This is a genomic window from Runella rosea, assembly GCF_003325355.1.
In the GTDB taxonomy this organism is placed as follows: Bacteria; Bacteroidota; Bacteroidia; order Cytophagales; family Spirosomataceae; genus Runella; species Runella rosea.
Map to the genome: position 1 here is coordinate 6,401,721 of NZ_CP030850.1, position 15,984 is coordinate 6,417,704.

Below are 15,984 nucleotides of genomic sequence, written 5' to 3' on the forward strand. Positions count from 1 at the left end.
AAAAACTTACTGAACGGTTACTTATGACAAATTGATTTATTGGCATCGCTATCTTTCGCTTGTATCTTTGGGCGTTCAATTCAACCACTAATCAATGAAACACCTACTTCTAATTCTTTTAAGCAGCTTGATTTTCGGTCTTCAATCGTGCAGTTTTTCGTCAGAAGATAAATTTGAAAAAGGAAAAACCCTGATGAAAGAGGGGAAATTTCGCGAAGCGCTGACGTTTCTAAACGGAGCCATTGAAAGCGATAACGGTAACTATGAAGCCCTCAACGCCCGTGGCGTGGTGTATTATGAGTTAAAAGAATACCAAAATGCCTTGCTTGATTATGACCAAGCCCTCAAATTAAAACCCGATTATTACCGGCCGTATTACAACAGGGCATTGTTGAAAGTAGCCCAAAATGACGGCGACGGTGCCTTGAAGGATTACGCCGAAGCAGTTCGGCTCGACCCAAAAAATGCCGAGATATTTGTAAACAGAGGCCAATTGTTAGCTGCTTTAGCGCAGCCAGACGCCGCGCTTCGGGACTTTGAGCAGGCCACCGTTCTTGATTCAACCAATGCTTTGGCGTGGTACAATCGTGGCAACGTTTTATTCCAACGGGAAGAGTTTAAGGGTGCTATTGAAAACTTTGAAAAAGCGGTCAGATCCGATGCCAAGTTCGGCAAAGCGTTTCACGCGTTGGGAGTTGCGCAAATTTTAGAGAATCAAAAAGAAGTTGGATGCCTCAATCTCAAGCAGGCCGAGCGGTTAAAATATCCAGCGGCGAAAGCCTCCATCGAACAATATTGCAAATAACCGTAGGGGCAGGCCTCGCGTCTGCCCGAAAACGGCAATAACGGCAAAACGTGGGCAAGGCCCGCCCCTACAACAATAAACCCCGTCAAGTAGGGGCAGGCCTCGCGTCTGCCCGAAAACGGCAATAACGGCAAAACGTGGGCAAGGCCCGCCCCTACAACAATAAACCCCGTCAAGTAGGGGCAGGCCTCGCGTCTGCCCGAAAACGGCAATAACGGCAATAACGTGGGCAAGGCCTGCCCAATAACGGCGAAAACGGCAAAAATGGCAAAACGTGGGCGTAGGGGCAGACGCAAGGCCTGCCCCTACAGCAAAACACCCCGCCAAATAACTTGGCGGGGTGTTTTGTTTATAAAATGTTTGCTCGTATTAGTGCGCGGCAGCGGTAGCAGATGTTTCTGCTTTGTAGTTGCGCGTCCAGAAATACAAAATGGCAAATGCAACAATCAAAACCGCTGGGAAAATAGCCATGGTGCTGAGCGTAGCCTGACCCGCGGCTAACTCCATTTCATCTCCAGTTAAGCCAAGCGCCGTTTTTTCGGCACGGGCGTCATCAATCCATTGTCCGATAATAGGCTGGAAGATAGAAGTTGAAAACATACCTACGCCACCAAGAATGGACATTCCAAGGGCACCACTTAGAGGTACTTTTTCGGCAATAAAACCAATCATGTTAGGCCAAAATAATGCCACACCCATGGCAAAAAACACGGCAGATACATAAGCCATTGTCCCTGTTTGAGTACTGAATAAATATACACCAATGGTTGCCAAAACTGCTGAACCCAACAGTACACCTTGTTGGCCAAACTTGGCAACAATCGGCCCTGCAAAATACCTGATTACGGCCATGAGTCCTGTTACCAAAGCCAAGATCAACATTGGGCTTGCCCCTGATTTACTCATAATTAAGCCAGTCCATTGTTGAGGTCCAAATTCTGAGATTGCGGTTAAGGCCATGCAGCAGAACATGAAGATATACAACGGAGTAGCCATTGCTTTTAGGTTTTCACCCAACGACGTAACACCTTCGGTTTTGGGTTTTGGAAACGCCTGACCCCAAAACAAATAAGCATAAATCAAGGTTGGAACCATGATCAACCAAATTTGTGCCTGCCAGCCAGTGTTGGCATCGGTCATGAATTTTGATATTAAACTACCAACCACAATTCCACCAGGGAACCACATGTGGAAACGGTTTAACATTTTACTCATTTCGGCACCAGAATAAGTGTCGGCAATCATTGGGTTACAAGCTGCTTCTGTACAGCCATTACCTAATCCGATTAAGAATGTAGAAATCAAAAGGCCCGTGTAGCCTCCCGAATAAATGGTCAAAATGATGCCTAAAGCGTGAGAAACAAACGCAATCATCATGATTTTCTTGGGACCCACGGTGTGATACACAAGTCCACCGATAATCATGGCCAAGGGAAAGCCCAAAAACCACATAGAGTTGATGAAACCGAGTTGCTCAGCAGTTAAATTAAACTCTGTTCCTAATTGTGCCAGAATTCCAGCCCGGATACTGAATGAAAAAGCTGTTGTTATTAGCGCAAAACAGCTTCCGTTAAAAAGTCTTGCTTTGTTGATCATTTTTGGAAAGTTGGTTAAAGGTTAGATAAGACATCTTACACAAGCAGGCAAAGTATTAATTTTGATTTTTTTACCCAAACTTCGTGAGAAAAAGGTTTTTTTTTACTTTGCCTACTAAAATGAGACGCCGCAAGTGTTGATTTACATTCAATTATAAAAGGCGAAACGCTCAACAAACTGAATATTTATTGAAATAAAATACCAAATCACAAAAATTCAAAAGTATATGGCTCGTAAAATCAGAATGGGGATGGTAGGTGGAGGCCGTGGGGCTTTTATCGGTGGTGTTCACCGCATTGCTGCTGCTATCGACGGTGAGATTGACCTCGTATGCGGGGCTTTTAGCTCAACGCCCGAAAAATCGAAAGCGTCGGGCGAAGACCTCATGCTCGACCCATCGCGTTGCTATGGCGATTATAAAGAAATGATTCAGAAAGAAAAACGGCGCAAAGACCGCATCGACGCGGTGTCGATTGTTACGCCCAACCACATGCATTTTGCCCCCGCCAAAATGGCATTGGAAAACGGCTTTCACGTGATTTGCGACAAACCAGTTACGTTTTCGTTGCCCGAAGCCAAAAAACTCAAAGATATCATTGCCAACACCGGTTTAACCTTTGCCCTTACGCATAATTATACAGGCTATGCCATGGTGAAAGAAGCCCGCCAGCTCATTAAAAATGGTTTGTTAGGTAAAATCCGCAAAGTGATTGTGGAATACCCGCAAGGTTGGTTGTCGTTTCCGATTGAAAAAGAAGGCGCAAAACAAGCCGAATGGCGTACCGACCCCAAACGGTCGGGTATTGCGGGTGCCGTGGGGGATATTGGTACGCACGCCGAAAACTTGGCCGAATACATTACAGGCCTGAAAATTACCGAACTATGCGCCGATGTGAACCGAGTGGTAGAAGGACGCGTACTGGACGATGATGCCAACGTATTGCTTCATTTTGACAATGGTGCCAACGGGATTTTGCATTGTAGCCAAATCTCAAACGGAGATTGGAATGGGTTGAATATCAGAGTTTATGGCGAATTGGGAACGCTACAATGGCACCAAGAACGGCCCCAGTATCTACACCATAAAACGACCGAAGGCTATCAAATCTATCAGCCGTCGGTCGGAAAGTTATCCGACTCGGCCAATGCTCATACGCGCATTCCGTTTGGGCATCCCGAAGGATATTTGGAGGCATTTGCCAACGTTTACCGCAATTTTGCGCGTACCGTTCGTAAGCGCATGAACGGCGAAGAGCCCAACGAATTTGACTTAGATTTCCCAACCATCGACGATGGAATTCGCGGAATGCAGTTTGTCGAAACGGTCATCGCTTCTGGCAAAAGCAATAGCAAATGGGTGAAGTTTAAAAGTTAATCAATAGGTTGAGGAGTGGAAATAAAACCACTCCTCAATTCTTGCCCGAAAATGATTCGATTAATGATAAACCTACTTTGAACTATGCTTTTTGAACGTCCATGATTGCCAGCCAAATTCAACAGGAAGAAGCCCTGTTATGGGAGCGAATGAAAGCTGGCGATACGGCGGCTTTTGGGGAGATTTCCTTGCGGTATTATCGGCTGTTGTTTGATTATGGACGAAAATTCACCAAAGACCGGGAGCTTATTAAGGATGTTATTCAGGATGTTTTGTTGTTGATTTGGCAAAAAAAGGGGCAAATTGACTCCAACGAAAACGTAAAGCTATACCTCCTCAAGATTGTTCGAAATCGGCTGTACAAAGAACTTCAAAAACAGCAATTACGAGCATCCGAAGATTATTTCGAACATTTGGAAGTGGCTGATTCGGAAGAAGCACTGATTATTTCAACCGAATCCACCCAAAGTATCATTGCTAAGTTAAACCTTCACCTTAAAGCGCTTCCCAAACGGCAGCAGGAAGTCCTCTTTCTTAAATTTTACCAAGACCTTACCAATGACGAGATTGCGGAGGTGATGCACATCAACCGTCAATCCGTTGCCAATTTACTGCACAATGGCCTGCGTGTGCTCAAAGCCCGTTTTTTTCTGACCACTCTTGGTTTTCTGCTGATCGCCTGGAGTGGACAATAACTCTGACTCTCAGGTAGATGCTCCAGCCTGCTCTGAGTCTTGACAATTTGATAATGATTCAAATTCTCCTCAACGGGAAATAATTTCTTCTTTTGCGCAAAAATTTTTGGCTTTCAATGAGTATCGGGAGGTATTCTTTGGATATACCTTACAAGATGCTCGGATAAGTACTATTTTTTCTATGATAGATTATAGCAAATTTAAAGTTGAAGACTTCGTAACGGATGAATCTTTTTGCCTTTGGGTAAAGGGAACCTCGCCCGAGCATACTGCTTTTTGGGAATTTTGGACGGAGGCACATCCCGAAAAATCGGAAACGATTAGGCAAGCCCGTCTCTTGCTGCTGGGCCTGAAAAATCAGCCCACCGCCATCAACGAAGATGAGATTTCGTTGGAAGTAGAGAAAATCGTGCGGTTGGTAGAAAAACCTTCACCTTTTAAAGCTCGTTTTGGGTTGCCTTTTTGGTCGCGTATAGCGGCGGTAGTGGTCTTGGCAGCGGGATTGGGCTGGTGGTTGTGGTCGCGAAACCCTATCTCAATTTCTAAACAGAAACGCCCAGAAATAGCCGCGCAAACCACTGAAAATACGCGGGTGGAGGTTTCAAATAATACCCATTCCGACTATACCGCAACGTTGCCAGACGGGAGCACCGTTCAACTAAAAAAAGGTAGTAAAGTGAGTTTCTCGGAGAAATTTTCGGGTGATAAGCGAGAGGTTTTCTTGACGGGAGAAGGTTTTTTTCAGGTAGTTCGTAATCCAAATAAACCCTTTTTTGTGTATGCTAATGATTTGGTAACAAGGGTTTTAGGGACGAGCTTTACGGTAAAGACCTATTCTCAGGAACAAAAAGTAGTGGTGGCCGTGAAGACGGGAAAAGTAATGGTTTTCTCATTATCTGAACTAAAGAAATCTGAAAAAATCGCCAATTATCACCTGCAAAGTTTATACCTCTTGCCCAATCAACAGGCTACATTTGAACGACAAAACGAGAAATTTAATAAGGCATTAGTGGAGCAGCCAGCCATTGTGACAATGCCCGTAGAGACACCGAATTTCACCTTTGAAAATACACCCATTGCAGAAGTATTTGCCAAATTGAAAAAAGCCTACGGTGTAAATATCATGTATGACGCCGACCTGATGAAAAACTGTTCGGTTACGGCACCATTGGGCAATGAATCCCTTTTTGTGAAGCTTGATATTATCTGTAAAACGATTGGGGCGCGCTACGAGATTGTCGAAACTGAAATCGTGATTTCGAGCCGAGGGTGTCCTTAATTGCTTAACCTATAACCTTTTAACCATTTCTTTATGTCCCCATAGCTACCCAACTGCAAAAAAGAAGTCGGCAATGTTGCGACCATTACCGACCCTCTGATTTAGCCCCTTCATTTGTTAGCTGCAAATACCCGACGAATCGGGTGCTGAGGGGTGTTTTTATTCAAAAAAAACTGAACTAAAACCAATTCAAATGTATGGAAAGTTTACCAAAAAAGCGCAAACTGTTGCTTATAGCTATGCGAATCACTTGTTTACAGTTGTTGATCAGCGTCGTGCTCAGTGGCTTGGCCGTCGCCAATGAAGGGCTGGCTCAGGAAGCCCTTACCCGAAACGTGAGTGTGCAGATTGAGAACAAACCGCTAAAAACAGCGTTGGGCATCTTGGAAAAATCGGCAAATGTGAAATTCACGTATCTGCCCCAATTGGTTTCCAAAAATGATAAAGTGTCTATCTCGGCCAATATGCAGCCGTTATCGGTCATTCTCGAAAAATTACTCAAACCCCTCAACTTAGCGTATGAGGCATCGGGCGAATACATTATTTTGACCAAAGCTGAAACGCAATTGCTCGAGAAAAGGGGTTTTACTCCCATCAAGGCCATTGACCAAAATGTAAAAGGTCGGGTCAACGATGAAAAAGGGGAAGGTTTGCCGGGCGTAAGCGTACTCATTAAAGGCTCACAACGCGGTGCCACAACCGATGCCAACGGCGAGTTTTCGCTCACGGTCCCTGACGAAAAAGCAATCTTGATTTTTAGTTATGTAGGCTATTTACCACAGGAAATAGTGGTTGGAAACCAGAGTAACATCACGCTATCCCTCAAAGCCGACTTAAAAACCCTCAACGAAGTAGTTGTGGTAGGGTATGGCGTTCAAAAGAAGGCCAACTTAACGGGCGCGGTGGATATGATTACGAGTGAGGTGTTTGAAAATCGCCCTATGACCAACCTCAATCAAGGACTCCAGGGCGTTTTGCCAAACCTTAACATTAAAATGGGGGATGGAAAACCAAATCAAGCCCCTAGTTTCAACATAAGAGGTACCACATCCATTGGTCAAGGTGGAAGCGCGCTCGTACTGATTGACAACGTGGAAGGCGACCCAAGTTTGTTGAATCCCAATGATATAGCCAGTATTACACTCTTGAAAGATGCGGCTTCTGCGTCCATTTATGGCGCTAGGGGGGTGTTTGGGGTGGTGCTAATTACCACAAAAAACCCCACGGCGGGAAAAACCAACGTGACGTATTCAAGCAATTATTCAATCAAACAACCGATTGCAAGGCCCGATTTGGTCACTGATGGTTACACATGGGCTTCAATGTTTGCCGAATCATTTGTCAACTTCGGCGGTACTTTTCCCCAAAATGCCAACAAAACCCTTAAGTTTTCGCAGGCGTATTTAAACGAATTGAAAAGAAGGTCGGAAGTAGGAGGATTGCCAGAGGTGGAAATTGACCCCGCGACGGGTGAATACGTCTACTACGGCAGTACCGACTATTATGGACACTTATACAAGAAATACAACAGCTCGAATGAGCACAATCTGAGTATTTCAGGGAGCAGCGACAAGGCGAGCTACTTAATTACGGGCCGTTATTTTGGACAAGAAGGCTTGTTTCGCTACAACTCAGACGATTACAGGGTGTTTAACTTTACGGGAAAAGGCTCAATCCAACTTTTTCCTTGGTTGAAAATCAATAATATGTCGCAATACTCCGACATGAAATACCACAATCCGCTCAACGTGGGTGAGGGCGGCGGTATATGGAGAAACATTGCGGATGAAGGCCACCCGCTAGCTCCCATGTTAAACCCCGACGGAACCCTTACCTTTTCGTCGGCTTACAGTATTGGGGACTTCTATTACGGCAAAAACGGTATTGACAACAACAAAAAAGTGTTCAGAAATACGACAGGTTTTGCGGCCCAGTTTTTCAATGATAAATTCAGGGTGAAAGGTGATTTTACGATTCAAAACACCGATAACAACGACCGAACCAAAGCCGTACCTGTGCCTTACAGCATCAAACCCGGTACGATAGCTTACGTAGGAACCACCACGAATTATATCAATGATGTGTACCGCGAAACGGCCTACATGACGACGAACTTTTATACCGAGTACGAGGATACGTTTAAGGAAAACCATTATTTGAAAGTGTTGGCGGGATACAATTATGAACAGTCTAATTTCAAACGCCTCTCGGCGCAGCGAAACGGATTGATTTTTGAAGATGCCAACGACATCAATTTGGCCCTCGGACAAGCCATCAATACCACGGGAGGCTGGGAGCGCTGGAAAATTCAAGGAGGTTTTGCCCGACTCAATTATTCTTACAAAGACCGGTATTTGTTGGAGTTAAATGGTCGCTATGATGGTTCATCAAAGTTCCCGAATAATCAGCGTTTTGCATTCTTTCCTTCCTATTCGTTGGGTTGGAGAGTTTCAAAAGAACCGTTTTGGAAAGTGCCCGCGCACATTATCTCTGACTTGAAATTCAGGGCTTCGTATGGTTCTTTAGGAAATGGTAACATTGGCTCTTATGCATACCTAGAGCAATTCTCGATTTCACAATCTTCGATGGTGTTAAATGGCCAAAGACCCCAGCAAACCCGAAACCCAACGGTGTTACCAGAAGGGTTAACGTGGGAAACCGCCACCACCAAAAACGTCGGAATAGATTTGTCGATGCTCTCCAATCGACTCACGTTTGTGGCCGATGCCTACATCCGGACCACCACCGATATGTTTACGGTGGGTCTGACGCTGCCGGCTGTGTTTGGGGCGGCTGCGCCACGAGGCAACTACGCTGATTTGGAAACCAAAGGTTGGGAGGCAATGCTTTCGTACCGGGATAAATTTTCGGTCGCTTCAAAACCCTTTAACTTTGATGTTCGTCTGACCCTTGCTGATTATAAAGCGGTGATTACCAAATACAATAACCCACAGAAACTCTTGAGTGATTATTACGAAGGGCAGGTATTGGGAGAAATTTGGGGGTATCAGACCGAAGGTTTCTTTCAATCGGCCGACGACATAAAAAACAGCGCCAGCCAGAATTTATTCAGAACTGCTTCAAATGGGCTTTGGTTTCCCGGAGATATTAAATTCAGAGATACTAACGGTGACGGGGCCATTACCCCGGGTACGGATAGAATTGAAAACCCTGGCGACCGTTCAATCATTGGAAACTCCACTCCGCGATATACGTACGGGATGATGTTGGGTGCCGATTGGAATAACTTCTTCATCTCGGCCTTTTTTCAGGGTGTGGGAAAACAAAACTGGTACCCAAGCCGGGAAGCAAACCTATTTTGGGGACAGTACAACCGTCCTTATGGCGACATTCCCAAAAGCCAACTTGGCAATATCTGGACGGAACAAAATCCCGATGCTTATTTCCCAAGATATGTTTCTCGTATTGCTAGCAATGCCAACGGAACCCTCAGCGCCGCCCAGACCAGATACCTCCAAAATGTAGCTTATCTAAGATTGAAAAATATCCAATTGGGCTACAATCTGCCGCGTACCATTGCCGGGAAAATCGGCGCATCGGCCGCCCGGGTGTTTCTTTCGGCCGAGAATATCTGGTCATTGTCGCCGTTGTACAAAATCACCCGCGATTTTGACGTAGAAAGCGCCGTGGCTTCCGATCAGGTATTTAACCCAGGCGGAAACTCTGGTGATGCTTATAATTATCCGATGATGAAAAGTGTCACCGTTGGCTTGTCTATCACGTTTTAATCACTAAAAAAGCACGATCATGAAGCTCAAATATATTTTTGTTTTACTGACATCTGCCCTTTTTATGGGCTGTAATTTGGAGGAACTTCCCGAAGCTACCACCTCAAAAGGCCCTATTTTTGGCAGCGAGAGCGGTTTGGTGCTTTATTCCAATTCGTTTTATACGATGTTTAACGGTAAAAATCTTCACCGGGCCGATGCCATGTCAGACTATTTGGCCCGTAGAGATTCGCCGCCGTTTATCACCGAAGGCAATTTCAGCGCCCAAATAAGCTCGGGCTGGACGTGGAATGATTTAAGAAATATCAATTATTTCATCCAGAACTGCAACGACCCCAGAGTGCCCGTCGCGGTCCGCAACAATTACCTTGGGATTGCCAAGTTTTTTAGAGCTTGGTTTTATTTCGATAAAGTAAAACGTTTTGGCGATGTTCCGTGGATTGGCAAACCCCTTGACGTGACCGATACCGAATTATTGTTTAAGGGCCGGGACCCCCGCACCATGGTGATGGATTCGGTGTTGGCTGATTTGGATTTTGCCTGTCAAAATATTATTACGGGAAGTGAGCCTTCTCGTAGTTTGGTGACCAAATACGTGGCCTATGCTTTCAAAGCAAGAGTTGCCCTCCACGAAGGGACATTCCGCAAATACCACACCAATCTGGGGTTGCAGGCTACGGCGAGTGGGTTGCTAAACCAGGCGGCAGTAGCGGCTAAGAAGGTAATGGATGAGTCGGGTTATAAATTGTACGACGGGGCAGGTATTGACAAATCGTACCGACAGGTGTTTATCAATGGCGCGCCGATTGCGACCGAAGTAATGCTCTCGGCGGTGTGTGATTTGGCATTAAACAACTTAAACGATGCCAACTGGTACTGGACAAGCGGTACGTATGGCGACAAAGCTAGTTTTATCCGAAGCTTTATCAATACTTACCTGAACATCGACGGGACGCCCTTTACCAACAATCCAGCCTACAAAACCATGTTGTTTAAAGACGAGGTAAAAGGGCGCGATAAACGGCTGACCCAAACCATCCGGGCAGGAGACTACAAGCGCGTAAACGCGGGGGTTTTGGTACCTTCTCCGCCGCTTTTCTCGTATACGTTTACGGGCTATATGCCCATCAAATGGGCATTGGATGATATGTATTACGACACCCGTGACCTCAATATCAACTCAGTAAGCATTTTCCGCTATGCCGAAGTGTTGTTGGTGTATGCCGAAGCCAAAGCGGAGCTCGGAACACTTACGGATGCCGATTGGGCCTTGACCATCGGGGCGTTGCGTAAAAGAGCGGGGATTACGGGCGGGCTTACCACCAAACCAACCGTGGTTGATAAGTATCTGCAAACCACGTATTTTCCAGCCATTACTGACCCCGTTTTGTTGGAAGTTAGGCGCGAAAGAGGCATTGAATTGTGCTTAGAAGGATTCCGTTTTGACGACATCGTACGCTGGAAAAGGGGCGAATTGATGCAAATGGAATGGAACGGAATGTACGTTCCTGAACTGAATAAACCTATGGATTTGAACGAAGATGGTATTTTGGATGTGGCTTTCTATAAAACGCTACCAACCAAAGTTCCGGGTGTAACCTACGTAGAAGTTTCGCCGTCCATTGCGGGTAAGCCCAATTCTCAGCTTATTTCGGGAGATACTTCGGGCGAACTTACTTGGCTGAATAATATTCCCAGAAAATGGGCGGAGAGAAACTATTACTACCCCATTCCAACGGGAGATCTTATTACGAATCCAAAACTCACCCAAAACCCAGGTTGGTAAATTGGTCCGAAGATGAAGGAAAGAAGTTAACTATTTATTTATCTATCAGTGCAGTAGCTCGGGTCATGACCGAGCTACTGCTGTTTTAAGGGGAGAATAACGATTCTAAAAACAGTAATAAAATTCTTTTTTTTACTTTATCTATTTATCAAAAAGCTTGCAGCGATTTGCTTAATTGCGGGCATAAATACCAAATTTTAGTCTTTTACTTATTCAAATCAATGAAAACCATCAAAGGACCTGCCATATTTTTGGCGCAATTCATGGGCGATGAAGCCCCGTTTAATTCGTTGGATACCATCGCCGCTTACATGGCTGATTTGGGGTATAAAGGCATTCAGATTCCAACGTGGGATCCGCGTTGCATTGACCTTAAAACCGCCGCCGAGTCAAAAACGTATTGCGACGAATACAAAGGGAAATTGGCCGATATCGGCGTTGAAATCACCGAACTTTCTTCGCACCTGCAAGGGCAATTGGTGGCCGTTCACCCCGCATACGACCCCATGTTTGACGGTTTTGCGTCGCCCGAAGTACGTAATAATCCTGCGGCCCGGACCGAATGGGCGGTGCAGCAGTTGATGTGGGCCGCAAAAGCCTCTCAAAACTTAGGGTTAACCTCACACGTTACCTTCTCCGGTGCGTTATTATGGCCGTTTTTGTATCCGTGGCCACAGCGCCCTGCTGGATTGGTAGAAACGGGCTTTAAAGAACTCGGAAAGCGTTGGACGCCGATTTTGAATGCCTTCGATGAAGCGGGCGTAAACGTTGGATATGAGCTTCACCCTGGCGAAGACCTTCACGATGGAATTACGTTTGAAATGTTTCTGGAAGCCGTGGGCAATCACCCACGGGCAGGTATCAACTACGACCCAAGCCACTTTGTGTTGCAACAATTGGATTACCTCCAATTCATTGATTTCTACCACGAGCGTATTTTTGCTTACCACGTGAAAGATGCAGAATTCAACCCAACGGGCAAACAGGGCGTGTACAGTGGATTCCAAGGTTGGGCCGACCGGGCGGGGCGTTTCCGCTCTTTGGGCGACGGACAGGTGGATTTTAGCGGTATTTTCTCAAAACTTTCGCAGTACAACTACGATGGTTGGGCCGTGTTGGAATGGGAGTGCTGCATCAAGTCGCCCGTACAGGGAGCCGCCGAAGGGGCGCCGTTCATTGCCGATCATATCATTCAGGTAACTGAAAAAGCCTTTGACGACTTTGCGGGTACTGGCACCGACGAAGCCTTCAACCGTAAAGTGCTTGGTTTGTAAATTGCCAAATAAAAACCTTCCGAAAGTTTAAAACTTTCGGAAGGTTCCCCCCCAAAACTTATGTCAGGGTTTGATAACCTAACACACAAAAAAAGCGTCAGATGGTTTCAACCGTCCGACGCTTTTTTTGTGACTGTATCAAAGATTAGTTTCTTGGAGGGGCACCTGGACCACCTGCGCGGGCTGTGTTTGGCCGGCCAGGGTGTGACTCACCACGGTGGCAAGTGCTACATCCGATACGTGGCTTGCGCTCTTTAGTGGCGTAAGCAGGGATGGTAGCCAGCAAATCATCGTTGATTTTACCAACCATCGCTACCATGTCGCGGGCAATGGCGTGGTCATGTTTTTCTTCTGACGCCCAATCATTTACGTTGTGGCAGTGGCTGCAGCTTACGCCAAGCGTTTTGCTCCAGCGGTTTTCCATAATACCCAATATCGCCTCTGCTGGTTGCCCCTTGAAAAGTTTGATGTTTTTGAAAACTTGTTCAGCGGGTAATTTTTCTTTGCCTGCAATGGCTTCTTTAACCATTTTGGTGTATTTGGCGCGGTCGGCGGCAAGGCTATCCTCGCGAGGGTCGGCCGACTTGGTCGAAACGGGCGAAGGAGTAAGTGCAACCAACGACACAATTGCCGTAAGTGCAAAAAGAGCAGTAATCCATTTTTTCATGCTAAAAAGGGAGGTTAAAAAGTTACAAAAGCAAACTTATGAAAAAAGTAAAAAGGTGCAAGTTATTAGCCAATAAATAGCAATAAAATGCACCTTTTAGCGATACTTTTACAAACGGCAACGTTTGTTATAACTCCACTCGTCCCATGACGGGGTCGCTGAAAGAGGTTTTGCCCGTTTCTACCCTACCCGCAAAGCGTTGCTCAAAACTATCAAACCCTTCTACCTTTACGCTGAAATCGTACCATCCAAAACTGGTTTTGAGGTCCAGAATTACCGACAGCATACTTCCTTTGTTGGCTACTACGTCGAGTGTTTTGGTTTGAGTTGGGGTTTTGTAGGCATTATCAATAATCTTCACTTTGAGTTTTTGCTCCGAAGCTAAGTTGCGTAGTTTCAACTCTACATTACCAGTAAGTTGTTTGCCCTGCGGAGAAGAACGTTGGTATTCGCATTGCGCCGAGATTTGCGGGTCGTTGGCATTTCCGTTGTATTCGCGGAAAAAACCATTGGGACCGTACACGCGAAGTTGATAGGTATCGTTCTCGAAATTTTGCAGCGGCCAAGTATCCGTCAGGGTGTCGCCTGCGGTCACGGCATACGACCATGCTTTCAGGTCTTCAAAGGCGCCGCCGGCTTGGGTGCGATACTTATGCGGTGCATATACCTGAAAAGGTGCACCAACCGCCTTATTGCCAAATACATCATTTTTGGCGCTGAGATGAATCTGAAACGATTTTTTGTCGGCACTCAATTTGCCTTCGGAATATAGTTCGTAGGGCAAGGCAGAGGCGGGTCGAATCCCTTTTTCTTGCTGAGGCAGCAGCGGCGAGGCGACGGGATTCTGGTTTATTTGCTCAATTTCAGCCGCGCTGAGTTGTTTAAAGTTAGACGGCGCTTTTTTGAATTTGGCTTTGTGAACACTTTGGATAAAAGCGTCTTTGACCACGGACGTCGGCAGTTTGATTTCTTCGCCGTTGTAAGGTCGGAAAGCCGATGTTAAATCACCGCAGACCGTACGACGCCAAGCGCTGATGTTGGTTTCTTCGATTTTTTTCTTGGTTTTATGGCTCAAAAAATGTTCCATAAACTGCAACACCGACGTATGATCAAATACCTGAGAGTTTACGTAACCACCTCGACTCCAAGGTGATGCAATCAGCATCGGAACCCGATACCCCAGTCCAATAGAACCCGCCCGCCCTTTGTTTTGCGGACTTGCTTCTTTGCGTTTGTTTTCCTGTTCCATGCTCACGTGTTCCACACTCGGGTCAATGCCTTTGGAAACCTTACCGTCAGAGAGGTCGGGCTTGGGAGCAACAAACGGCGGCACGTGGTCAAAATACCCGTCGTTTTCGTCGTAAGTCACGATGAAAATCGTCTTCTTCCAAACGTCGGGGTTTTTGGTTAAAATATCCATCACCTCCGAAATATACCAAGCACCGTACCAAGGTGCGCCGGGGTGGTCGGAGAAGTTTTCAGGGGCGACTACCCACGATACCGTTGGTAATTTGCCCGTTTTTACATCTTCTCTAAACTGGTGCAACGTATCACCTTTGGGAATCGATACCTGACGTTCCGTATCGCCATCTTTGTACGTATGCGTGGTCAGTTCGTGGTAATGCGGATCGTTAATGTTGGTTGTAAATGCTTTTTGGTGCAGGTTTTTTTCGCGTTGCGAAAGTTTCTCAAAATTCTCGCGACTCCATTTTTCGCGGTCTTGCTTGGCAAGTACGAGCATGTCCTGCTTCCGTTTCAGGGCTTTTTGGGCCACTTCGGTTTCTTTACCAGTTTGTGGAAGTGTTTTGAGTTTTTGTTCCAACGCGGCGATATCGTCGGGTAGCGTTTTGAGTTGAGTGGCCAAAAATTTCTGATAACCACTCGAAAACCGAACGTGGTATTGGGTAAACCATTCGATGGGATTGTCGGTAAAATTGGCAAGCCAAGCCTCTTCATCACCCGTAAAGCCCATCGGTAAGCTTAATTCATTTTGATAAATTCGCCACGAAATATTATTGTCTTCCAAGCGCTCAGGGAATGTAGTCCAGCTTGCTTCATCCTCATAATCAACGTCAGAATTTCGAACGTTGGCCTTTGAGTTGATGTCAGGTTTTTCGCGGACGGTTCCCGACCAGAGGTACAGGCGGTTAGGTGTTGTGCCCGTGAGGGAGGAGCAAAAATGTTGGTCGCAAACGGTAAAGGCATCGGCCAATGCGTAATAGAACGGAATGTCTTCGCGGTTATAGTAACCCATGGTGAGGGGCATATTGGCGTATTCCTTGTTTCCAGAGCGTTTTACATCGAGCCAGCGGTCGTATTTTCCGTCGTTACGGGCGTCCACTTGGTTTTCCCACGAGTGCGGAAGGGCGCTCATCCACGTGGCTTTGGTATCTTTGATGTCGAGCCGGAAAGGGGCGTATGTTTCACCCGCGGCATTTTTTTGGAGCCAGACAAGGTTTTTATTGGGTAGAGTAATGGCGCGGGGGTCGTTGTAGCCTCTCACGCCCCGGAGTGTGCCAAAGCAATGGTCAAATGAGCGGTTTTCCTGCATCAACACCACGATGTGTTCGGCATCTAAATAGGTGCTCCCTTGAATTGGGTTGATTTCCAGTGCTTTTTGGATTGATTCGGGCAACAGGGTCCACATACTGGCTCCACCAGAAAGGAGCGCCGCTTTTTTTAGAAAATCTCTACGGGTATCCATGATTGTTGAGAAAAAGGCAAATTGAGAAAGGTTTCGTAAATGTACTGTACAAAA

Annotated in this window: 10 protein-coding genes; 7 read left to right on the forward strand and 3 right to left on the reverse strand. The window is 46.1% G+C overall.

Going from position 1 to position 15,984, the window contains the following annotated elements:
• Window positions 1-94: 94 nt before the first annotated feature.
• Window positions 95-805 carry a tetratricopeptide repeat protein gene (locus tag DR864_RS26280; RefSeq protein ID WP_114069758.1) on the forward strand — a complete coding sequence of 237 codons (711 nt, stop codon included), beginning with the start codon at window positions 95-97 and terminating at the stop codon, window positions 803-805.
• A gap of 369 nt (window positions 806-1,174) precedes the next feature.
• Here DR864_RS26280 and DR864_RS26285 read toward each other — a convergent pair whose 3' ends face one another.
• A complete protein-coding gene (locus DR864_RS26285) occupies window positions 1,175-2,401 on the reverse strand; it encodes an MFS transporter (protein WP_114069759.1) in 1,227 nt (408 codons plus the stop codon).
• A 226-nt stretch (window positions 2,402-2,627) separates the two neighbouring features.
• On the opposite strand from DR864_RS26285, the gene DR864_RS26290 reads away from it, so the two are divergent.
• The 6 genes from DR864_RS26290 (at window position 2,628) to DR864_RS26315 (ending at window position 12,559) form a co-directional block, all read left to right on the forward strand.
• Entirely contained in the window at window positions 2,628-3,776 is a 1,149-nt protein-coding gene (locus DR864_RS26290; protein WP_205319164.1) for a Gfo/Idh/MocA family protein, read from the forward strand.
• A 101-nt stretch (window positions 3,777-3,877) separates the two neighbouring features.
• Window positions 3,878-4,471 (forward strand): RNA polymerase sigma factor, encoded by a 594-nt coding sequence (locus DR864_RS26295; RefSeq protein WP_114069760.1) that lies wholly within the window; start codon window positions 3,878-3,880, stop codon window positions 4,469-4,471.
• A 181-nt stretch (window positions 4,472-4,652) separates the two neighbouring features.
• A complete protein-coding gene (locus tag DR864_RS26300) occupies window positions 4,653-5,750 on the forward strand; it encodes a FecR family protein (protein ID WP_114069761.1) in 1,098 nt (365 codons plus the stop codon).
• Window positions 5,751-5,947: 197 nt separating this feature from the next.
• Complete coding sequence (locus DR864_RS26305) at window positions 5,948-9,499, forward strand: TonB-dependent receptor (RefSeq protein WP_229599479.1); 3,552 nt, start codon at window positions 5,948-5,950, stop codon at window positions 9,497-9,499.
• A gap of 19 nt (window positions 9,500-9,518) precedes the next feature.
• The gene (locus DR864_RS26310; protein ID WP_114069762.1) at window positions 9,519-11,285 is read left to right on the forward strand and encodes a RagB/SusD family nutrient uptake outer membrane protein; all 1,767 of its coding nucleotides are present in this window, start codon (window positions 9,519-9,521) and stop codon (window positions 11,283-11,285) included.
• A 221-nt stretch (window positions 11,286-11,506) separates the two neighbouring features.
• On the forward strand, window positions 11,507-12,559 hold the full coding sequence (locus DR864_RS26315) for a sugar phosphate isomerase/epimerase family protein (RefSeq protein ID WP_114069763.1): 1,053 nt from the start codon (window positions 11,507-11,509) through the stop codon (window positions 12,557-12,559).
• Between the two features lie 145 nt (window positions 12,560-12,704).
• Here the strand turns inward: DR864_RS26315 and DR864_RS26320 are convergent, their stop codons facing one another.
• A complete protein-coding gene (locus DR864_RS26320) occupies window positions 12,705-13,226 on the reverse strand; it encodes a c-type cytochrome (RefSeq protein ID WP_114069764.1) in 522 nt (173 codons plus the stop codon).
• A 127-nt stretch (window positions 13,227-13,353) separates the two neighbouring features.
• Window positions 13,354-15,930, reverse strand: a complete 2,577-nt coding sequence (locus tag DR864_RS26325; protein ID WP_114069765.1) for a phosphocholine-specific phospholipase C — start codon at window positions 15,928-15,930, stop codon at window positions 13,354-13,356.
• Between the last annotated feature and the right edge of the window lie 54 nt (window positions 15,931-15,984).